At 60.2% G+C, this 19,554-nt stretch carries 17 protein-coding genes; 4 read left to right on the forward strand and 13 right to left on the reverse strand.

The window, feature by feature from the left end; all coding sequences use genetic code 11:
- Positions 1–75: 75 nt before the first annotated feature.
- The 6 genes from PSN43_RS09365 to PSN43_RS09390 form a co-directional block, all read right to left on the reverse strand.
- Positions 76–1,224 carry an ABC transporter substrate-binding protein gene (locus tag PSN43_RS09365; RefSeq protein ID WP_272700456.1) on the reverse strand — a complete coding sequence of 383 codons (1,149 nt, stop codon included), beginning with the start codon at positions 1,222–1,224 and terminating at the stop codon, positions 76–78.
- A 10-nt stretch (positions 1,225–1,234) separates the two neighbouring features.
- Positions 1,235–2,224, reverse strand: a complete 990-nt coding sequence (locus PSN43_RS09370; RefSeq protein WP_272700457.1) for a branched-chain amino acid ABC transporter permease — start codon at positions 2,222–2,224, stop codon at positions 1,235–1,237.
- Positions 2,224–3,120 (reverse strand): branched-chain amino acid ABC transporter permease, encoded by an 897-nt coding sequence (locus PSN43_RS09375; RefSeq protein WP_272700458.1) that lies wholly within the window; start codon positions 3,118–3,120, stop codon positions 2,224–2,226. The genes PSN43_RS09370 and PSN43_RS09375 overlap by 1 nt, the downstream gene beginning before the upstream one ends.
- A 2-nt stretch (positions 3,121–3,122) precedes the next feature.
- The gene (locus PSN43_RS09380) at positions 3,123–3,845 is read right to left on the reverse strand and encodes an ABC transporter ATP-binding protein (RefSeq protein WP_272700608.1); all 723 of its coding nucleotides are present in this window, start codon (positions 3,843–3,845) and stop codon (positions 3,123–3,125) included.
- An 11-nt stretch (positions 3,846–3,856) separates the two neighbouring features.
- Positions 3,857–4,648 (reverse strand): ABC transporter ATP-binding protein, encoded by a 792-nt coding sequence (locus PSN43_RS09385; RefSeq protein WP_272700459.1) that lies wholly within the window; start codon positions 4,646–4,648, stop codon positions 3,857–3,859.
- 624 nt (positions 4,649–5,272) lie between these two features.
- The gene (locus PSN43_RS09390) at positions 5,273–5,584 is read right to left on the reverse strand and encodes a zinc ribbon domain-containing protein (RefSeq protein ID WP_272700460.1); all 312 of its coding nucleotides are present in this window, start codon (positions 5,582–5,584) and stop codon (positions 5,273–5,275) included.
- A gap of 150 nt (positions 5,585–5,734) precedes the next feature.
- Between PSN43_RS09390 and PSN43_RS09395 the strand changes: the two genes are divergently transcribed.
- Positions 5,735–7,282 carry a hypothetical protein gene (locus tag PSN43_RS09395; protein ID WP_272700461.1) on the forward strand — a complete coding sequence of 516 codons (1,548 nt, stop codon included), beginning with the start codon at positions 5,735–5,737 and terminating at the stop codon, positions 7,280–7,282.
- A 53-nt stretch (positions 7,283–7,335) separates the two neighbouring features.
- Here PSN43_RS09395 and purU read toward each other — a convergent pair whose 3' ends face one another.
- Entirely contained in the window at positions 7,336–8,217 is an 882-nt protein-coding gene (gene purU, locus PSN43_RS09400) for a formyltetrahydrofolate deformylase (protein WP_272700462.1), read from the reverse strand.
- A 206-nt stretch (positions 8,218–8,423) separates the two neighbouring features.
- Here purU and PSN43_RS09405 point away from each other — a divergent pair, with 206 nt between their 5' ends.
- Positions 8,424–9,047 (forward strand): D-sedoheptulose 7-phosphate isomerase, encoded by a 624-nt coding sequence (locus PSN43_RS09405; RefSeq protein WP_272700463.1) that lies wholly within the window; start codon positions 8,424–8,426, stop codon positions 9,045–9,047.
- A gap of 523 nt (positions 9,048–9,570) precedes the next feature.
- Here the strand turns inward: PSN43_RS09405 and PSN43_RS09410 are convergent.
- Positions 9,571–9,951: a hypothetical protein gene (locus PSN43_RS09410; RefSeq protein WP_272700464.1), complete on the reverse strand. Its 381-nt coding sequence runs from the start codon at positions 9,949–9,951 to the stop codon at positions 9,571–9,573.
- Between the two features lie 148 nt (positions 9,952–10,099).
- On the opposite strand from PSN43_RS09410, the gene PSN43_RS09415 reads away from it, so the two are divergent.
- Positions 10,100–10,522: a hypothetical protein gene (locus PSN43_RS09415; protein ID WP_272700465.1), complete on the forward strand. Its 423-nt coding sequence runs from the start codon at positions 10,100–10,102 to the stop codon at positions 10,520–10,522.
- Between the two features lie 3 nt (positions 10,523–10,525).
- Here PSN43_RS09415 and PSN43_RS09420 read toward each other — a convergent pair whose 3' ends face one another.
- The 4 genes from PSN43_RS09420 to PSN43_RS09435 form a co-directional block, all read right to left on the reverse strand.
- Positions 10,526–11,122: a hypothetical protein gene (locus tag PSN43_RS09420; RefSeq protein ID WP_272700466.1), complete on the reverse strand. Its 597-nt coding sequence runs from the start codon at positions 11,120–11,122 to the stop codon at positions 10,526–10,528.
- Between the two features lie 427 nt (positions 11,123–11,549).
- Positions 11,550–13,607 carry a ribonucleoside triphosphate reductase gene (locus PSN43_RS09425; RefSeq protein WP_272700467.1) on the reverse strand — a complete coding sequence of 686 codons (2,058 nt, stop codon included), beginning with the start codon at positions 13,605–13,607 and terminating at the stop codon, positions 11,550–11,552.
- A complete protein-coding gene (locus PSN43_RS09430; protein WP_272700468.1) occupies positions 13,555–14,238 on the reverse strand; it encodes an anaerobic ribonucleoside-triphosphate reductase activating protein in 684 nt (227 codons plus the stop codon). The genes PSN43_RS09425 and PSN43_RS09430 overlap by 53 nt, the downstream gene beginning before the upstream one ends.
- 694 nt (positions 14,239–14,932) lie before the next feature.
- Positions 14,933–16,159, reverse strand: a complete 1,227-nt coding sequence (locus PSN43_RS09435) for a mechanosensitive ion channel family protein (protein WP_272700469.1) — start codon at positions 16,157–16,159, stop codon at positions 14,933–14,935.
- 146 nt (positions 16,160–16,305) lie between these two features.
- On the opposite strand from PSN43_RS09435, the gene PSN43_RS09440 reads away from it, so the two are divergent.
- The gene (locus PSN43_RS09440) at positions 16,306–17,499 is read left to right on the forward strand and encodes a metallophosphoesterase (protein WP_272700470.1); all 1,194 of its coding nucleotides are present in this window, start codon (positions 16,306–16,308) and stop codon (positions 17,497–17,499) included.
- 558 nt (positions 17,500–18,057) lie between these two features.
- On the opposite strand, the gene PSN43_RS09445 is transcribed toward PSN43_RS09440, so the two are convergent.
- Positions 18,058–19,407, reverse strand: coding sequence for an APC family permease (locus PSN43_RS09445; protein WP_272700471.1), 1,350 nt, complete (start codon positions 19,405–19,407; stop codon positions 18,058–18,060).
- Positions 19,408–19,554 lie beyond the last annotated feature (147 nt).

Genomic DNA, 19,554 nt, shown 5'->3' on the forward strand with positions numbered 1-19,554 from the left:
GGTGTTGTTGAAGGCCCATACCCGCCCGGCAGGCCTGCCGGACGGGTATGGGAATTGTTCGGTTTCGGAGAGAAGCTACTGGGCCTTGGGGTACCAGATGTTCTCGACCTTGTAGTCGCCGCCCTGGACGCTGATGATGGCGACGCCCTTGACGGGGACGCCGGACGGGCGGGAGTAGGTGATCTTGCCGGTGACCGCGGGGTAGCCGTCGGTGGCGGCCAGGGCCTTCTTGATGTCGGCGGGTTCGGCGGAGCCGGCCTGCTTGATGGCGTTGGCGATCAGGCCGACGGCGTCGAAGCCCAGGGCCGCAAAGGCGTTCTCGGGCGGAGTATTGTAGGTCTCGGTGTAGGCTTTGACGAAGGCCAGGACTTCGGGGCGGGTGTCTTCACGGTAGGTGTGCGTGGAGAAGTACACGTTGTTGGCAAGCGTCTTGCCGGGAACCGTGGAGACCAGCTCGGTGTCGAAACCGTCGCCGGACAGGATGGGCAGGTCGAGACCGGCCTCGCGGATCTGCTTGACGGTCAGACCGGCTTCGTTCGGGATGGACGCGATGAACACGGCGTCGGCATTGGCGGCCTTGAGGCGGGCGATCTGCGCGGAGAAGTCCTTGTCGCCCATCATGAAGAAGTCTTCCAGGACGATTTCACCGCCGTTTTCCTTGATGCGCTGCTTGTAGAAGCGGGACATGGTCTTGGTGAAGTCCATGGAGTTGTCGGTCCAGACCGCGATCTTTTTCAGCTTCAGGGCGTTGGTGGAGTAGTCCGCGATGGCGAAGGACTGATCGTCGTCACCAAACGGGGTCATGAACATGCAGTCGCCGATCATCATGGGCAGGGTCGGCAGGGTGGCGCCGGAGGTGACGAAGGGGATGCCCTTTTTCTGGAACAGGGGGGCGGCGGGCAGGACGAACGCGGGATCGGAATAACCGATACCGGCGACAATGCCTTCGCTCAGGACCTTCTTCGCGCCGATGGCGGAATCCTTCTGGTCGGTCTTGGTGTCCACGCCGACGATTTCGATCATACGGCCGCCCAGCAGTCCGCCCGCGTCGTTGATCAGCTTGGCCTGAAGCTGTGCGCCGCGCAGGGACGGGGCGTCGATGGAGCTCATGCCGCCGGTCAGGTTGTACAGCGCGCCGATCTTGATCGGTTCGGCGGCTGCGGCCGGGAGGGCCAGGCCGAGGCAAAGGACGATCGCAGCGACCATTTGCATCATTTTTTTCATCGGTTCTCTCCTATTTTGTTAAAGTTTTCCGAGGAAGAAGCAATTTCGGCTCTGAATCGCCCATCAGCCCTTGCGGCCTGTAGATCAGGATAACGACAAGGACCAGGGCCATGAAGATCTCCCCGACTCCGTAAACGGAGTAGTTCTCTTCCAACGGCCGGAAAAACTCCTTCGCAATCGTGAACAAGATGGCGGTGATGACGGAGCCGGTAATGGAACCGCTTCCGCCGACCACGACCATGACGACGATGGAAAACGCCAGGGCCAGGGAAAACGACCCGGGCGTGAGCGCGGTGATGAGGTGTCCCCACAGGCCGCCGGCCACTCCGGCGAAGAATGCGCCGATGGCGAGGGCCTGCAATCGCGCAGGGAACAGGGAAATGCCGAGGCAGCTCGCGGCCATTTCATTATCCCGTATCGAGATGAGCGCGCGGCCGTATGATGAGAATTTTACCTTCCAGCAGACGTAGATGGAAACAGCCAGCCATCCGTATACCCACCAGACGTTGGTCAGTTCGTCCAGGCCGTTGAGGCCCAGGGGGCCTCGCGTGATGTTTTCCATGTTGGTGATGAGCACCTGCACGATGATAAGGAAGCCCATGGTGGCCACGGCCAGATAATGCCCTTTGAGGCGCAGGACCGGGATGCCGATGATTACGGCGGCGGCCATGGCCACGAGTCCGCCGAGGATCAGGGAGGGGAAGAATGGCAGGTGCAGGCTTGCCAGCCAGGACGGAAGTTCCGGCAGAAACAGGGGCTTCTTGACGGGCGAGAACGTGAGCAGGGCGCATGTGTAGCCGCCGATGGCCATGAAGGCCGGGTGCCCCAGTGAGAAAAGGCCGGTAAAGCCGTTGGTCAGGTTCAGGCTGGTGGCCAGAATGCCGAAGATGCCTACGAAACATACCAAGGAAAGCAGGTAGTCGTTGAAGAACGACTGCATGAGCGCAAGGGCCGCGACCGTGGCGGCGGCACCCCCTATGACGAGGTAACGTCTTTGCATTATGCGCGTTCCTCCACGTTTTTACCCAGGATGCCGTTGGGCATGATGAGCAGGATGACGATCAGGCTCCCGAACACGAAGGCGTCGCGGTAGGAGGAATAAATGGGCGGGAGCAGTCCCACGAACAAGACTTCGGCCATGCCGAGGATGTATCCGCCGAGGATGGCGCCGGGAATGGAGCCTACGCCGCCGATGACCGCGGCCACGAAGGATTTGAGGCCGGGCAGAAAGCCCATGAGCGGGTCGATCTGGCCGAACTTGCCACCCCACATCAGGCCGCCGATACCCGCCAGGGCGGAGCCGAGGGCAAAGGTGAAGGCTATGGTCCTGTTGATGTTCACGCCCATGAGCCGGGCCACGTCGAGGTTCTCCGCCGTGGCGCGCATGGCTACCCCCATCTTGGTGCGGTGCACGATATATAGCAGGGCCGCCATGAGCAGGGGGGTGACCAAAATGATGCTCAGGTCCACCACGCGGATGGAGAAGCCGCTCACGGACACGCTTTGCAGGAACGACGGCGGGAACGAAAAGTTCCGGGGCTGGGCCGAAAGAAGCAGGATGCCGAGGTTCTGGATGATGATGGAGATGCCGAGCGAGGCGATGAACCCGGTGACCTGCGGTGCGCCGCGCATGGGCCGGAAGGCGATCCGTTCGATGAGGATGCCGCAGAACGCGCCGACCGCGATGACGCCGATCATGACGGCCCAGATGGGCAGCCCGAGATGGGCAAGCAGTCCGAGCGTGGCGAATGCGCCGATCATGAGGATGTCGCCGTGCGCGAAGTTGATCAGGTTGATGATGCCGTAGATCATGGAAAAGCCGATGGCGACCAGAGCGTACATGGACCCCAGGATGAGACCGTTGAGCAGTTGTTGTGCGAGATATGCGGTATCCATGGCTATCCTCCGAGGTAGGCCTTGCGGACGTTGTCGTCGTTGGCAAGCTCGTTGCTGGGGCCTTCCATGACTACGCGGCCGGTTTCGATGACATAGGCCCGGTCCGCGAACTCAAGGGCCATGACCGCGTTTTGCTCGACCAGCAGGATGGTCACGCCGGTTTCGTTTACTTCCTGCAAAAGCTTGAAGATCTGCTCCACGATCAGGGGTGCCAATCCCAATGACGGCTCGTCGAGCATGAGCAGCTTGGGTCTGCTCATGAGCGCGCGGCCCACGGCCAGCATCATCTGCTCGCCGCCGGACAGGGAACCGGCCGCCTGGCCTCGCCGTTCCGCCAGGATGGGGAAGAGCGTCAGAATCTGGTCGAGATCCCGCTTGATGCCCTCGTTGTCGTTTCGCAGGAAGGCCCCGATGTTCAGGTTCTCAAGGACACTGAGCTGGCTGAATACGCCGCGCCCTTCCGGGCAGTGGGAAACACCTGCCGCCACGATGTCCTCGGTCTTCATGTTGTGGAGCGCGAGAGGGTCGGCGTCCGGCGACGGCCGGTAGGTGATGGTGCCGCCTCTCGGGGAGAGCAGCCCGGAAATGGTCCTGAGCGTGGACGTTTTGCCCGCGCCGTTGGCTCCGATGAGGGCCACGGACTCGCCTCGGCCGATTTGCAGGGAAATATCGTGCAGGACGTGGGTGCTGCCCCGGTATACGTCCAAGGATTGTATGTTCAGCATGATGTCTTTCGTCATTTGCGGCTCCCCGTTTCCGAACCGAGATACGCCTTGATGACATCCGGGTTGTTCTGCACCTCTTCGGGCGTGCCCTCGGTGAGCAGTTGTCCGTAGTTCAGTACCTGGAGGCGTTGGCACAGGTTCATCACGAACGGCATGTCGTGTTCCACGAGCAGGATGGCGAGTTCGAATTCCCGGTTGACGTGCCGAATTACCTGCATCAGGTCTTGGGTCTCCTGCGGGTTCATGCCTGCGGCGGGTTCGTCCAGGAGCAGCAACTTGGGCCGCAGGGCGAGCGCCCGGGCGATTTCGAGACGCCGCAGGTCGCCGTAGGAAAGGGTGGACGCGATGGTGCGCAAGTGTTGCTCAATGCCGAGGATGCCCGCCAGTTTTACGGCCTGCTCCTCGATTTCGCGTTCGGATTGCCGGAAGGCGGGAGTATGCAGCAGTGTTTGCCAAAATCCGCAACCCGCGCCGTTGTGAAAGCCGACCTTGATGTTGTCCAGGACGGTCATGCTCTGAAAGATGCGGATGTTCTGGAAGGTGCGGGCCATGCCGGAACGGGCTGTGTTCGTGGCTTTGCATCGGGTGATGTCCTTGCCGTCGAATACAATGGAGCCGTCCGTCGGAGGCAGGACGCCGGTAAGGAGGTTGAAGACAGTGGTTTTTCCCGCCCCGTTGGGGCCGATGAGTCCGACCAGTTCGCCCGGGGTCAGCGTCAGGGAATAGTCCGTGACCGCTTGGATTCCACCGAAGCGTTTCTGTAAATCGGTTGCTTCAAGAAGAGGTGTGTTTTGTGACCCCATGGATAATCCTGTAAGTTCCTGTTCTGGTATACCAGCTCTTTTACTGCCAATTGAAGAGAATTGTCAATTTAAACAAAAGATATTCTTACTTGCCTATTTATTTGGCATTTTCTTGTCTGTCGAAGCATGGAATCTTGCCCTGTTTGCCAATCGGTCCGTTCGGTTGTCCGATTTAACTCCATGGTATGAAAATAGTTCTGGTTTTACAACGTCTTGCAGTTGGTGGGTCGACATGGGGTTGCCGTGCCTCCACTCCACGTTCGGGGGGAAGGAACACGCTACATCGTATTTAAATTGTTGTCGAATATAGTCTGGAACTGGAAATTCGCTTTCCAGAATCGGGCCGATTTACCTGGGGCGCGGGGCGAGATTCGGTTGAAACGGCTTTACTCCACGGCTTGAAGTTGCCTTTTCTTACGTCTTTGTCGTGGAAGTTGGTCTTGAAGCCCTTCAAGGCACATGTGTCGGACGATTCGCCTGACGCCCGTTGTCCCGTTTCTTGCCCTGCCGGTTCGAGCGGATTGTCGAATTCATGCTTTTGGGGCAGGCCGCAAGGAAACAACCCCGTTCGCCTTGTTGGCGAGGTTGTTCAAAACAGCTCAGGAGCCGGGCGATAAAGGCAAGTTAATCTCTTCGAAACCAGAGGAGGAGGGCTATGATGGCCACGGTCGGGTAGAGTGGCCACCAGACCTTGTAGGCGATGGAGAATCCGGCCACAGTGCCGAGGACCAGGACGTAGGCCCAAGCTTCCAGCATACGTTTGACGGTTCGCATGAGGTCCCGGGGGAGGCCCTGGTGCCGGAAGGGTTCGAGGGGCGCGGCGGAATGGTCCGGGCGCGATGACGAGCGTCGGGAGGATTGGAGCTTGTTGCCGCATCGGGCGCAGGCCAGGGCGTCGTCGGAGTTTTTGCCTCCGCATTTCGTGCAGGTTATCACGGCTGTGTTATGGCCGCCCCGGGCGGTTGAGGTCAAGGGTGGAGCGGAAGCTTTTGTCCCGGTCCGGCCGGGGAAAATCCTTTTGCAGAAGCCGTGCTGATGGCATAGGGTTATGCTCGCGAAAAGCTGCATTGAGGATATTTTGAGGTCATGACGGAAGCATCCCCCGGAATCAGGACGCAAAGAGCGGATAAGGAAGAACGCCTTGCCGCCTACCAGAAGACGCTGCGCGCCTTGAAGGAACGTTCATCGTTGCGCGAGGTCACGGAGCGCGAGATGTTGTTGGCGATACTGGAGCAGAACGCCCCGGCCATCAACGAATACCCCATGCTCGACGCGCAGCGCAGCAGCGTCATGGAGCTTCTGTGCGGCCGGGTGGGCCATCCCGGATACGAATTCATTCACGGGCGGATCGGCCGGTTCATCGTCTTGCTGGCCCATCATGAGAAGGCGGTAAAGGCCGGGGACTCGGCGCGGCGCGGCGAACTTGAGGCCGCGTTGCTCAACGGCGAGGCCGTGCTCGTCAAATGCGCCCAGGGCATCGTCTACGCCATGGCCCTGGTTACGGACAATTTTGAGGAGCTGGTCCTGCGCTATTTCGGCCGGCAGAGCCTGGAGCAGTACGGCGCGCTTATCGAGAAGCATCGGATCGACCAGGTTTTCTGGAACGCCTTCGTGGAGGAATTCATCGCCAGCCGCGTGAAGGAAGCCCATCGCGAGATTCTGGACGGCGGAAAGTACGCCATTACCAAGGAGCGAAGCTTCCTGGTCATCCGATTCCTTTTTGACGATATCCTTTCGCGTCTCAATCCCACGGATCAGGAGATTTCCAAGACCCGTATCCAGAAGAGCTACATCGAGGCCCGGGAAAATTCCTCTCGCCGTGCGCGGGCAAAGCTGATTCAGGCCATGCTGCTCAAGGGGATCAAGCCCCTGTCACAATCCGGCGATCTTTCATCCGGCGAACTGCTTCACGCCGCGCGCATCGTTTGTATCGACCCCGTTGCCGAGGAGTTCGAGAACCAGTACCGGGCGCGGGTGGCGGAGGCTTCGGCGACCCCTGACGGCGATGCCGGAGCCAGGGACCCCGAGGAGCGGAAAAGGGAGCAGGTCTGGTTCAAGTTCGTGCTGGACCAGCTTGTGGGGCTCGGCGTCGGGGCGTCCATCGCCTTTGGCGTGACCGGCGACCATTTCTTCAAGGCGCTTGAAAACGTGATTCCGGATCAGATTCGGGGCATCCTGCCGCTCAAGAAGGATTTCAGTTTGCCCGTGCTGGAGAAGATTCTGTTTTTCCTGCTGGAAAACCACTTCATCCAGATTCTCAAGGAATGCGGCCGCGAGGAGGGGGGCAAAATCCAGGTCCGCAGCGGCCGGGCCAGGCGGGTGCCCGCCCAGGCCGTGGACGCGCTGCCCGGCATGTCCAAAATCCGCAAGAAGCAGCTCTTCGGCAACGATGTGACCAGGGATGACACCCTGCTGTTCAAGCTCAAGACCTCGAAGCAGATGACCGAAGCCATGTCCATGCTCTCCCTGGAGCCAGAACTGCGCGAGGGGCTGTCCCAGCTTTGGAAGCGGGCCGTGTTCCGCGTTGATATCATGGTCCTCATCAACCTGGAGCTGGTGGCCCGGACCACCACCAACCTGACGGCCCGCCTGACCGAAATCCTGCGAAAATACGGCGTAAAAAAGACCGCCTGACCCTTGGACGGGCGGCGGTCCTCATTTGCGTTTCTCTAGTCTTCGGGCGTCGGTTAGCGGCGGAAGACGATGGTCTTGTTGCCGTCCACGATGACCCTGTCCTCCAGGTGCCATTTGACGGCGCGGGACAGAACCTGGCGTTCGATGTCCCCGCCGAGTCTCTTCAGGTCGTCCACCGTGTGGCTGTGGGTCACGCGGATGACGTCCTGTTCGATGATCGGCCCCTCGTCCAGCTTTTCGGTGACGTAGTGAGCAGTGGCGCCAATCAGTTTGACCCCGCGTTCATAGGCCCTGCGGTACGGGTCAGCGCCCACGAAGGCGGGCAGGAACGAGTGGTGGATGTTGATGATCCGGTTGGGATAGCGGCTGACGAAATCGGAGGTCAGGATCTGCATGTAGCGGGCGAGCACGATGAGATCCGTCTGGCCGTTCATCAGCTCGATCATGGTGTCCTCGGCCGTGACCTTGTCGCGGAGGGAAGGGCCCACCGGCACGTGGTGGAAGGGCACCCCGAAGTTCTCCACCTCGCGTTGCAGCGTCGGATGGTTGGAAATGACCATGGATATTTCGGCGTCCAGTTCGCCGCGCTTCCAGCGCCAGAGAAGCTCCATGAGGGCGTGGTCGACCTTGGAGCAGAGAATGACCATCCGCTTGGGTGTCCAGACCGGGTTCAGTGACCAGCCCATGACGAAGTTGCCGGCTACTTCCTCGGCGAATTCCCGGCGCAGGTTGTCCAGGCCGTCCATGTCCAGGCCGGGCAGGAAGAACTCGTTGCGCATGAAGAACCGGCCGCCTTCTGGGTCGGTGGAGTGCTGGTCCGAGTGGATGATATTGGCGTTCTTGCTGTGCAGAAAACCGGAAACAGCGGCTACGATGCCCGGCTGGTCCGGGCAGGTGATGAGCAGCCGGACGGTGCTTTCCTTGGATTCGGTCATTGTCTTGGATGCCTTGATGCGTTCTGAATGGTGTATGATCCGGCGTGAAACGGCCCGCGCCGGGCGCAAGGTTGGGCTGTACCGCAAAAGAGGGCCGAATAAAAGTCTTTTCCTCGCCCCCGGACCGGTAAGGCTTGGCAAGCGTGGATTTCGGCAGTATAGGCAGGTCTGACTATTGTTGGACGACAACCATAAATGAGGAATGCATGTCTGAATCCGCTTTGCAGAAGGTGATGGATCACGCTTCGGCCGGTCTGGCCGTGCGCAAGGCCTTTTTCGATACCAAGGCTGAATTGGTGGTCGAGATCGCCCGGGCCATGGCCGTATGCCTGGCCGGGGGCGGCAAGGTCATGTTTTGCGGCAACGGCGGGTCCGCCGCCGACAGCCAGCATCTGGCCGCCGAGTTCACCAACCGGTTCCGCATGGAACGGCCGCCGCTGCCCGGTCTGGCCCTGACCACCGACACGTCTGCCCTGACCGCCATCGGCAACGACTACAGCTTCGACGAGATTTTTTCCAAGCAGCTCCTTGCCCTGGGGCGGTCCGGGGATATTCTCGTGGGCTTTTCCACCTCGGGCACCAGCACCAACGTCATCCGGGCCATGCGCGAAGCCAAGCGCAACAACATCGTCACCGTCGGCCTGACCGGCCAGAGCGGTGCTGAAATGGCCGCCGTGTCCGACTTTCTCGTGACCGTGCCCTCGGGCGATACCGCCATCATCCAGGAAATTCATATCGCCGCCGGGCACATGATGTGCCATCTCGTCGATCACTTCCTCTTCGAGGCCGTGACCGAACTCACCCCCTATCTGCCGGAATCCAGAGGCTAGAAGCCTCCGGCGGCCGGGGGGAAGGGGAAAGGGAAACCCTTTGAAAAGGGCTTTCCCTTTCCCCTTCCCCCCGGACCCCCTATCCTCTTTCCCTTCCTAAACTTTTTGTGCCGCTGCGCGGGAGACGCGAGCGCGGTAAGGTCTTTTGTTACGCCTACGCACTTCGCCGGAGGCGACATAAGAAGTGTGGGAGATTCTCAAGAACTCTTCTCAAAGGGACCCATATAATTAATTCCCAGCTTCCGCGTCAGGACGCCGTGGAGTCGAAAAAATCCGCGCCGAAGGCGCATACAGGGGATGCAAGGGTGCGTACCCTTGCCCGCCGGAGGCGAAATCACCCGACTATTACCGCGAAGCGGTTTCTACCGTCTGATTTTCGTCTTCAGGGTGTTAAAGGGATAGTTCCCTTTTCAAAGGGACCTTGGGCCGTCGAAGACGTCCGTCCGGCCCCTTCCTATAGTGGAAGCGAGTCCGGAAGACAGGCCCTGTCGGGGCATTCTTTACGCTGGAATGTGGGAAGCGCTTAGAAATCTTCGCGCTTGATGCGGATGATCAGCCCTTTTTCGCGGAGCTTCTGGGCCAGGATGTTCGCGCGCTGGATGGACGGCACGGTGCTGATGACCAGTTGCGCGGTGCCGTTGTCGTCCCAGACCCAGATGTTTTCGGGCAGGACGAGACCCGCCTTGCGGGTGGCGGCGAGCAGGCGTTCGCGAGCCTGTTCACGGTTGTCGAAAGAGGCTTTGTCCAAGGAGTCGCCGCACGCCAGTACCCACCAGCCGCGCGGCCGGAGTGTCGGATTGGGCTCTTCACCGAAGCTTTTGGCCGTCACGGCGGCCTGCCTGGCACGGACCACGGCGGTCATGCGCAGGATGCTTTCTTCCACTTGCCTGATTGCATTTTGCATGTATGTAGATTCCCCCCAAAGTGGCGGTGTTCATCCGCCAGGAAGTACAATTACTCCGGGGCTCAGGGAATGGCAAGCAAAGCTGGAGGGCGGCGCATGATTTTTCGATCGCTTGCGCAGGGGCGGGAGGGAATGTATCCTGCGCCGCATGGTCTATCTTTCCGGTTCCGCTCCCAGACGCACTCTTGCGCAACGGTTGGCCCGCATCCTGATCGGGGTGGCGGCGGTGGGGCTTATCTGCTGGGGGCTGGCCTCCATTCCCTACGATATCCTGCGGGCAGAGCGCGCCCGGCTGTTCGGCGAGGAAATGACATCCGGCCTGGTGCTCCACGCCCGCACGGTCGAGGACCCTGAGTATCCGCAGGCCAGCCTGGTTATAGAATACAAGTACGCGGACCCGGACGGGTTCACGCGGCGAGCAGAGGCGAGGCTGCCGAACAGCCTGTGGCGTCGTCACCGTCCCGGCGCAGTGGTCAAGGTCTTGTTGGTCAGGGGCCGCTCGGAGTTGTCTCGCCTGCCGGACGAGGTGGAACCGGCCTTTCAGGTCTGGCTGCGGGATTTGATGGACTGACGATCAGCCGCCGTACTGCTTGGGAAATTTTTCGCCCATGAGGTATTCCATGGCCTCGCGGTCGATGGTGCCCGAGGCGATGAGAAACTCCAGTCCCGCGACCATGGGATGGTATTCGATCCCGTGTCCAAGCTCGTCGGCCGGACCGTAGAGGTAACGTTCGGCGGGCACGGCTTCGTTCACTTCCATAAGTCCGTCGCCGGACAGCGCCGAAGGCAGGACGTGGTCCAGGATGATGCCGCCGGGCAGGGTGGTCCACAGATGATAGGTGCCCAATGCGTCCTCGCCCGATTCGTTTTCGACCATCTTCCGGAAATGCGCGGGCGTGACCGGAAAACGCATTTCGCCGTCAACCGACACGTTGCCCATGGTCAACACGCCGCCGGGAATATGGAATTTTTTGGTCAGCATATGGAACATGCCGAAGTTCACGGAAAGAGCCTGCACCGCCCGCTGTCGGAACGGAATGTGGCCCGTTTCCTCGATGGCGTTCAGCACGGCCTGATCCAACGGCATGGCCGTTTCATTGACCGCTGGTTCGCCCAGTCCCAGCTTCCGCGTCCGCGATACCGCGTTTTTGAATTCCTTGAGATATGACATGGCCGATTCCTCTACCACCTCGCCCGAGCCCCGGCAAGCGGTGAGGGCTGGGGGATGATGCCTCCGGCGGTCGGGGGAAGGGGAGAAAAAACCCTTTGAAAAGGGTTGTTTCCTCCCCTTCCCCCGAACCCCCATCCCCTTCTTTTCCCAAACTTTATATAGCCGCTTCGCGGGGGGGGGCTTCAGTTTTCTTTTTTTACGAATCGACGGGATCAATCTTGTGACTTGGAAAGAGACCGCTCTTTCCGACAATCTGCACCCGCGCGGATGCGCCTCCAAAAAGTTTCGGAGGGTGAGAGAGGATAGGGGGGCCAGGGGGAAAGGGGAGGCGAACCCTGAAAAAGCGTAATGCCCGCTGCCGGTGACAGCGGGCATTACATTCCACTATCCTCAGACCCCTATCCTCTTAGGGGTCTTCAGAACTCGATTAGTTGCACAGGCAGTCGCTGAAGACCACTCGGTCTGTGTATTCCGCCTGTTTGCCCTTGTTCCAGCGGGACACTGGGCGGTAGTAGCCCACGATCCGCGTATAGACCTCGGCCTCCTGGCCGCAGGTGGGGCATTCGAAGTGCTCGCCCAGGATGTAGCCGTGCTCCTTGCAGATAGAGAAGGTGGGCGTGATGGAGATGTAGGGAATCTTGGTCTTGGTGAACGCCTTGATGATGAAGTTCCTGAGGGACTTCGGGTCGGACACGGCCTCGCCTAGGAAGGTATGGAACACGGTTCCGCCGGTATAGAGGGGCTGGAGCTGGTTCTGGTGTTCCAGGGCGTAGAGGACGTCGTCGGAGATGCCCACGGGCAACTGCGTTGAGTTGGTGTAGTAGGGGGTGCCGTTGCCCTGGGTCTTGATGTCGGCGTAGAGCGACTTGTCGATCTTGGCCAGCCGGTAGCTGGTGCCCTCGGCCGGAGTGGCCTCAAGGTTGTAGAGGTTGCCGGTCTCCTCCTGGAAGCGGGCCGTGATGCGGCGGAGGTGGTTGAGGGTGCGGCGCATGAGGCGCACGCCGCCCTCGGTCTCGATGCCTTTGCCTATGAGGTTGAGGCAGGCGTCGTGGCCGCCGAGCAGGCCGATGGTGGAGAAGTGGCCCTTGTAGCCGTTCTTGAGGTAGCGTCTGGACCAGGGGAACATGCCCGCCTCAAGGTTGGCGTTGATGACCTTGCGCTTGTATTCCAGGGAGTCCTTGGCCAGCTCGGCGTATTCCTCGACCAGATCGAGGAAATCGTCCTCGCTCTGGGCCAGATAGGCGAGCTTGGGCAGGTTGAGCGTGACCACGCCGATGGAACCGGTCAGGTCGCCCGCGCCGAACAGTCCGCCGGTCTTGTTGCGCAGCTCGCGGAGATCCATCTGGAGGCGGCAGCACATGGAGCGGACGTCTTCGGGGTTGAGGTCGGAGCTGATGAAGTTCTGGAAGTAGGGCACGCCGTACTTGGCGGTGAGCTTCATGAGCAGGTCGCCGATCTCGGATTCCCAGGGGAAGTCCTCGGTGACGTTGTAGGTCGGGATGGGGAAGGAGAAAATGCGGTCGCTGTAGTCGCCTTCGAGCATGACCTCGATGTACGCCTTGTTGACCATGTCCATTTCTTCCTGGAAATCGCCGTAGGTCAGCTCTTCGTCGTACTTGCCGCCGACGATGATCGGTTCGGTGGCGATGTGCTTGGGAGCCACCAGGTCGAAGGAAAGGTTGGTGAACGGCGACTGGCCGCCCCAGCGCGAGGTGGTGTTCAGGTTGAAGACGAACTTCTGCATGCACTGGCGCACCTGTTCGTAGTCCAGTCCGTCGACGCGGATGAATGGGGCCAGATAGGTGTCGACGTTGTTGAACGCCTGGGCTCCGGCCCACTCGTTCTGGAGGGTGCCGAGAAAGTTGTTCATCTGCCCGAGGGCCGTGTCGAAATGCCTGGCCGGACCCGCGGACGCGCGTCCCGCGAGGTTGAAGCCTTCGAGGAGCAGATCGCGCAGGGACCAGCCCGCGCAGTAACCGGCCAATCCGAAAGAGAGGTCGTGAATGTGGAAATAGCCGTGCTCGTGCGCCAGGCGGATCTCCTCGGGGTACTTCTCCAGGGCGTAGCGGGCCTGGACCGTGCCGGAAAGGTGCAGCATGAGCCCCTGGAAGGAGTGGGTCATGTTGGCGTTCTCGTTCACGCGCCAGTCGGCCTGGTCAAGGTAGGTGTCTATGACTTCCTTGATGTCCAGGTAGGCTTCCTTCTGGGAGCGGAGCTGACGGCGCTTTTCGCGGTACAGGATGTACTTCTTGGCGATGTCGTACTGCCGTCCCTCCATGAGGACCTGTTCGACCATGTTCTGGACGTGTTCCTGCTCGGGGATGTCCATGTCGTCGAGTTTCTTCTCGACCTTGCGGGCCAGGCGCTTGGCAAGGAGCGGGTCTTTGATTCCGCTGGCGCTGAGCGCCTTGAAAATGGCCTGTGAGATGCGGTCAGTCGACCATGTTTCCAGCCGGCCGTCTCTCTTCATGATTTGACTTGGCATTCTCCGGCGTCCTCCTTGGGGGCACAAATTTCTGGATTTTCAGTTCATGTTTCGGGGGCAGATAGCTTTGCGCGACGGCGACGTCGGCTTTGGTCAGGCCGGGCACCTGGGTGATCCGGAAGTAGAAGGCGTCAGGCATGGCCGCGGCCATCTCGAAGATGCGGGTCATGTTGGCGCGGGCGGCGATTTCGGAAACCGCCTTGCCGGTCAGCGCCGGATACTTTGCATAGGGGCCTTTGACGTCCACGGCGAAGGTGTCGACGAGCTTGGCTTGGAGGAGGTCGGCGACCACCTCGGGGCGCATACCGTTGGTGTCCATCTTGACGGGCAGACCGGCCTTACGGATTTCGTAGACCAGTTCGCCCACGCCGGGCACCGTGGTGGGTTCGCCTCCGGTGATGGTCACGCCGTCCAGCCATCCGGCCCGGTCGCGCAGGTAGGCCCTGACGCGCTGGGGGTCGATGGCGGGCAGGGAGTGCATGTCCCAGGCGAGCTGAAAATTATGGCAGGTTGGGCAGCGCAGGTTGCAGCCTCCCAAAAATATGATGCATGAGGTCTTTCCGGGCCAATCGCACAGGCTCAGATTTTCGAACCCGCGAACATAATTCCAGACCCCAATGGGCTCGCTCATCTCGACTCCTCGCAATGGCGCAACCCCTTTTGGGCGGCTGCACCCGACGTAAGTAACGTAAGTAGTGATAATGTCCGGGGATGCCTTTACCGTCACCATTCCCCGGGGCGGACGCGGCCCGATTCCGATGGGAAAAAGGGCTTGAACGCGTGAGGGTCAATCTATCCCACGAAACAAATTTTGTACAGGGGGGATTCTGAAAATATTTGACTACCTGACCAGGATTTCCAAGTTATAGGCGATTATCTGCGATTAATGAAAAATAGAAAAAGTTTTCAACTGTTGTCGAAAAATGAACACGGCAATATAGTTAACTTTTTTCTAGAGTAAGTTTAGAAAAAAATTGTTTCGATTTCGACGGGATTTGTTTTCGACAGAAGCTCGTGGGGCGGGCGAAAAAAGAATGGTCTCGTTCCGTGAAAGACTGCTTACCACAAGGGCTGGCGGATGGGAACAGCCGATTTTAGGTATTCCACAAGAAAAAAAACAATCTATTTGGGAGTTTTTCCCGAATTCCGGCAAGCGTCCGCAGGCCGGGAGTCAGCGCGTGTCAACCGTATTATTGGACGTTTTCAGGGTGTTTTTCCGGCACGAGTCTTGCCCGCCCGGCCGTTTCAGCAGGAATCATTATCGTTGATATTGTCCTGATGACATCATCCAGGCGTTGAATCTCCCCGCGCAGCCTGATGATCCGCTAGATCGCCGCCCGGCTGTCCACCAGGGCGTTGCGCTGGTAGGCGCGCAGGTCGAACTCGGGCAGGGCGGCCAGGAGGTGGTCCATGATGTCCGATAGGATGTCCTCGTGCAGGGCCCAGGCCGTTTCGCTGGTGAAGCAGTATATCTCCAGCGGCAGTCCGTCATCGGCGTGGGGTTGCAGTTGGCGCACGAGCAGGGTCATGTCCTGGCGGATCTTGGGATGGCAGCGCAGGTATTCCAGGGCATAGCGGCGGAACAGGCCGATATTGGTCATGCGGCGGCCGTTGAGAGGCGAGGCCGGGTCCGCGCCGGACGCGGCGTTTGCGGCGTCGATTTCCTTCTGGCGCATTTCGATGAACGGGGCCAGGTGTTGGACCGTCATGAGCCGCTTCTTGAGCGACGGGTCCGCGAACCGGATGGACGACTGGTCGATCATGATGGCGCGCTTGATTCTGCGTCCGCCGCTTTTGGTCATGCTTTCCCAGTTCTTGAAGGGCGTGTCCAGGAACTTGAAGGTCGGAACGGCCGTCACGGTCATATCCCAGTTCTGGATTTTGACCGTGTTCAGGGCGATGTCGATGACGGTGCCGTCCGCGTTCATAGCGGGCATTTCGATCCAGTCGCCGGTGTGCAGCAGGTCGTTGGCCGATATCTGGATGCCCGCCACCAGGGAAAGAAGGGTGTCGCGGAAGACGAGCATGAGCACCGCGGTCATGGCACCAATGCCGGAAAGCAGTCCCCACGGCGATTCGCCGAGGAGGATGGCGACCACGGAGACCGCGCAGATCATGTATATGAACAGTTTGACCAACTGCACGTATCCCTTGATGGGGCGGCGGTTGGACACCTCGAAGGTCCTGTACAGTCCGGACAGCGCGTCGAGGAGTTTGGCCAGGATAAGGACCACGCTCACGGCCAGATAGGCGTGGATGAGGCGGTCGAGGACTCCCGTCAGCCCGGAGAAGAACTCCAGCCCCCAGAAGAAGACCAAGGCAGGGGCCAGGAGCGCGGCGCGGGAAAAGAAACCGGCTTCCAGCAGGAAGTCGTCGAAGCTGTTTTGGGTGCGGTGGGAGAACACGCGGGCCCCCCGCAGCAGCAGCGCCCGTGTCAGGAGGAAGGCGAGGAGCCCGGCCAGCACCAGGATGCCGGTCTTGGCCACAAGGTCCAGGATCGGGTTGGCCTCGATGAGTGTTACGGGCAGGTCCGGTTGCAGGTCCAGGTTCACGGGGAGCGGCTCCTTGTCGCTTGGTTTGATTGCTTCTAGCAGATTCCCCCCCGCTTGAGAACCGGGGAGGATGGGGGGAACCCGGTTTGACATAGCCCGCGATGTCCTCCATGCTTATGATGAAAACGTCCTGAGGGAATCCCGTCATGAGCTATTGGTTCATTATTGTCATGGCCGTTTCCACCCTGTTGGTCCTCTATTTGGGGTGGCGGTTGATAAATCCTTTGCAAATGGCCCGCAGCCGCAAGATCACGCTTTGGGCCCTGCTGGCCTTGCTTCTGTTCGGCCATCGGTTGACCTGGATGCTGCACCGGACCAACCGATATGAAATGGTGGCCTGCGATTCCATCGACTGGGTCGGATTCACCTTTCTCGGATTTGTTTCCATCCTGATTGTGTTCATGTTGGCCCGGGATATCCCGAGCCTGTTCGGAGCCGTGGCTTCCGGTCTGAAAAGGCTGTTTATCCGGCGCAGCAAGCGGCCCTATTTCATCGGTCCAAACCATGCCCGCCGCCGGTTCCTGCTCAACGCTTCCAATGGGCTGTTCCTGGCCGCCGCCTTGCCCATGACCGGATTCGGCGTATACAACGCCCGGCGCAAGCCTTCGGTGCTGAAGAACGATTTTTTCGTGCTTGATCTTCCCGCCGGTCTGGACGGATTCACCATCGCGCAGATATCCGACACCCATATAGGCCCGACCATTCGGGCTGGATGGGCGCGCAAGGTCGTGGACGCGGTCAACAGCCTCGCCCCCGATCTTATCGTGCACACCGGCGACATGGTGGATGGGGCCGTGGACGGGCTCAAGACGGACGTTATGCCCTTCGGCGGCCTGTCTGCCCCGCACGGGGTGTGGTTCTGCACCGGCAATCACGAGTATTATTCCGGCGTTTTCGAGTGGCTGTCCGAGGCGCGCAGGCTGGGCTTTCGGCCTCTGGTCAACGAACATGCGCTCATAGACACGGGGAACGGCAGGCTCCTGCTGGCGGGGGTTACGGACCTGCGCGCCGGGCGGATTGTCCCGGGTCATGCCTCCTCGCCGTCGAAGGCCATGGCGGGAGCGCCTGTCCATGACGTGTCCGTGCTGTTGGCCCACCAGCCCGATTCCGTGTACGCCGCTTCCGAGGCGGGCTTCGACATTCAGCTTTCCGGGCATACGCACGGCGGACAGTATTTCCCGTACAACTATGTCATTCATCTGTTTCAGACCTTTGTGCGCGGGGCGTACATGCATGACGGCACGCAGCTCTATGTGAACATGGGTACCGGCTATTGGGGGCCGCCCATGCGCATCGGCACCGTGCCCGAAATAACCCTTCACACCCTGCGCCGCGCCTAAACCCGTTCATCCCAAAACCGCCCTCCGCCCGTCAGGGCGGTAACGGGGATGCAAGGGGGCGCTCCCCTTGCCCGCCGGAGGCGAAATCCTTCGACAATCTCGCCGCAGGCGGCTTCAACCCTGATTTCTCCACCGCCCAACCACCGCCCAACCGCCGCGCCTCCCGCAATAAACCGAACGCCGGACACTCCGCCCGTTAGGGCGGCAACGGGGATGCAAGGGGCGTTCCCCTTGCCCGCCGGAGGCGAAATCCTTCGACAATCCCGCCGCAGGCGGCTTCAAAACCTGATTTTTTCATCGTTCCATCCCAAAAAAGGAACCACCCTTTAACTTTCTGAAAAGGATAATCAGGAGTTGAAAGCCGCTTCGCGGCAATAATCGGGTGATTTCGCCTCCGGCGGGCAAGGATTCGCACCCTTGCATCCCGTGTAAGCGCCTTCGGCGCGGGCTTTTTCGCAGTGTGATGTTCTGCTGCGAAAGGTAAATATATAAGTCCAAAAAAAGGGCCGACGCCCGCAGTATGCGCGCGTCGGCCTGATGGTTTCGGTCCGCTTCCGGCTATGCTTTTTGCCGTTTGCGGTTTTTCGGTCTGCGTCCGTGCATGAGCCAGACGCCCGACATCAGGATGAGCAGGGAGACGACCAGGAAGTGCAGGAACATGGCCTTCTGGATGGCGCCCCAGATGATGTAGATCGAACCGGCTCCGGCCAGGACCGGACAGAGGTAGCGGCTGGCGTTGCCCAGATCGGTGAAGGTTTTCATGACCCAGATGTAGAGGGAGATGTAAATGACGTACAGGAAGGCGATGGGCAGCTCGGAAATGTCCATGAAGTTGCCCCACCAGCCCGCGAAGTTGCCATACCAGACCAGCAGCCAGAAACAGGACAGTGCGTAGCCCAGAACGGCGGAATGGGTGGTGCTGTTGGTCACGGGATTGACCCGGCAGAAGAAGTCGGGTTTCGGGCCGAGCCCACGGGAGGCGATGGAGAACATGCCGCGCGCCGATCCCATGATGAGGCCGTTGAGGGTGCCCAGGCAGGAGATGATGACGAAGACCGTGAGCAGGGTGCCGCCCAGGCGTCCGAAGATGAGCGAAATGACCCGCACCGGGGCTGCGTCGCCCTCGGCCAGGACTTGTTCGTTGGTCAGAACGCCGGAAATGCCTATGTAGTAGAGCATGTAGATGCAGACCACGGCGATGGTTCCGACCACTAGGGCGCGGGGGAGGGTCCGCTTGGCGTCCCGAAGTTCGGCGTTGATGACGGTGGCGATGATCCAGCCCTCGTAGGCGAAGGCCGTGGACAGGGTGGCCAGGGCCAGGCCGCCGCCTTCGCCGGAGACGGTCTTTGCCGCGGTGGTGAAGTTCTCCACGGTCATGCCGTTGCTCAGTCCGGCGATGGTTCCGACCACGGCCACCAGGGCCAGGGGAATCAGTTTGACCACGGTGGACGTTACCTGCCATCGCCCGGCCAGGACGGGCGAGAAATAGTTGAGCAGGAAGAAAAGGGTCATGTAGACCCAGGACAGGGGCCACAGGATGTTTTCCGCGCCGAAAAGTCCCTGCGTGTAGTTGGCCGAGACCCAGGCCAGCACGGCCACCAGGGTGGGGTAGTAGATGAATGTCATGAACCAGGCCACCAGGTATCCGGCGGTTTTGCCGTAGGCCTGTTCGAAGTAGTCCACCACGCCGTTGACCCGTTCGATGCGGGTGGCGATCTTGGAGAAAACATAGGCGGTCACGACCATGATCGCGCCGCCGATGAGCCAGGCCAGCAGGGCCGTGGGCAGACTTCCGGCAGAGGCCTCAAGCACGTTGTCCGCCTTGAAGAATACGCCGGAGCCGATGACGATGCCCACGACCATGGCGGTCGCGGTCCAGAATCCGTACTTTTTCTGTAGAGTTTTCATGATGATATGGAGTCGCCTCTCAAAAGGCAGTATAGGGGGTTGCAACCTCGGCCCGTTCTTCCGTTCAACCGCACCTCCTGCGGCGACAGGCCTAGGACCCCTTAACGCCGGGAGCGGGGTTACGTCCAGCCATTTCCCCTTTTTAGG

Origin of the sequence: Desulfovibrio sp. Fe33, from assembly GCF_028532725.1 — a bacterium.
Classification (GTDB): domain Bacteria; phylum Desulfobacterota; class Desulfovibrionia; order Desulfovibrionales; family Desulfovibrionaceae; genus Pseudodesulfovibrio.

What these genes read in the sequence shown, in the direction of transcription:
- PSN43_RS09385 (WP_272700459.1), bottom strand. Translation starts at nt 4,648, where the DNA reads ATGGGGTCACAAAACACACCTCTTCTTGAAGCAACCGATTTACAGAAA.
- purU (WP_272700462.1), bottom strand. Translation starts at nt 8,217, where the DNA reads ATGACCGAATCCAAGGAAAGCACCGTCCGGCTGCTCATCACCTGCCCG.
- PSN43_RS09410 (WP_272700464.1), bottom strand. Translation starts at nt 9,951, where the DNA reads ATGCAAAATGCAATCAGGCAAGTGGAAGAAAGCATCCTGCGCATGACC.
- PSN43_RS09405 (WP_272700463.1), top strand. Translation starts at nt 8,424, where the DNA reads ATGTCTGAATCCGCTTTGCAGAAGGTGATGGATCACGCTTCGGCCGGT.
- PSN43_RS09370 (WP_272700457.1), bottom strand. Translation starts at nt 2,224, where the DNA reads ATGCAAAGACGTTACCTCGTCATAGGGGGTGCCGCCGCCACGGTCGCG.
- PSN43_RS09380 (WP_272700608.1), bottom strand. Translation starts at nt 3,845, where the DNA reads ATGCTGAACATACAATCCTTGGACGTATACCGGGGCAGCACCCACGTC.
- PSN43_RS09395 (WP_272700461.1), top strand. Translation starts at nt 5,735, where the DNA reads ATGACGGAAGCATCCCCCGGAATCAGGACGCAAAGAGCGGATAAGGAA.
- PSN43_RS09425 (WP_272700467.1), bottom strand. Translation starts at nt 13,607, where the DNA reads ATGCCAAGTCAAATCATGAAGAGAGACGGCCGGCTGGAAACATGGTCG.
- PSN43_RS09430 (WP_272700468.1), bottom strand. Translation starts at nt 14,238, where the DNA reads ATGAGCGAGCCCATTGGGGTCTGGAATTATGTTCGCGGGTTCGAAAAT.
- PSN43_RS09420 (WP_272700466.1), bottom strand. Translation starts at nt 11,122, where the DNA reads ATGTCATATCTCAAGGAATTCAAAAACGCGGTATCGCGGACGCGGAAG.
- PSN43_RS09375 (WP_272700458.1), bottom strand. Translation starts at nt 3,120, where the DNA reads ATGGATACCGCATATCTCGCACAACAACTGCTCAACGGTCTCATCCTG.
- PSN43_RS09440 (WP_272700470.1), top strand. Translation starts at nt 16,306, where the DNA reads ATGAGCTATTGGTTCATTATTGTCATGGCCGTTTCCACCCTGTTGGTC.
- PSN43_RS09365 (WP_272700456.1), bottom strand. Translation starts at nt 1,224, where the DNA reads ATGAAAAAAATGATGCAAATGGTCGCTGCGATCGTCCTTTGCCTCGGC.
- PSN43_RS09445 (WP_272700471.1), bottom strand. Translation starts at nt 19,407, where the DNA reads ATGAAAACTCTACAGAAAAAGTACGGATTCTGGACCGCGACCGCCATG.
- PSN43_RS09415 (WP_272700465.1), top strand. Translation starts at nt 10,100, where the DNA reads ATGGTCTATCTTTCCGGTTCCGCTCCCAGACGCACTCTTGCGCAACGG.